At 41.3% G+C, this 397-nt stretch carries 1 pseudogene; it reads right to left on the bottom strand.

The window, feature by feature from the left end:
* Positions 1-397, bottom strand: a pseudogene (locus GQS58_RS15890) (hypothetical protein); the annotation flags it as partial.

Below are 397 nucleotides of genomic sequence, written 5' to 3'. Positions count from 1 at the left end.
TCGGTTCCGTTTACATTACCATCTACAGCATCATCAAAACCATCATTGTCAATATCTGCTGTAGGTTCTACTTTACCGTCTTTGTTGGTATCTGTACCACCTGCTTCAATAAGATCTACAATACCATCGTTGTCTGAGTCTAAGTCTAAATGATTCGGAATACCATCACCATCAGTATCAACAGTATTACCATTACCACCTATCATAGTGCCAGTAGCGTCTGTTTTTACAAGCGCATTACCGTTTGTACCATCAAGTCCTGGACCGTCTGAAGCATTTTGATCATAAATATCTGCTAAACCATCTTTGTCTACATCTGTTGCAGTGTCTACACGTCCGTCTCCATTGGTATCTACACCACCCGCTTCAATTAAATCTGGAATGCCGTCGTTGTCTG

The sequence above is a fragment of the Polaribacter sp. 11A2H genome, from assembly GCF_011379025.1.
In the GTDB taxonomy this organism is placed as follows: domain Bacteria; phylum Bacteroidota; class Bacteroidia; order Flavobacteriales; family Flavobacteriaceae; genus Polaribacter.
Note: the sequence above shows the minus strand (reverse complement) of the source record. Positions and strands in the feature narration are given on the sequence as shown.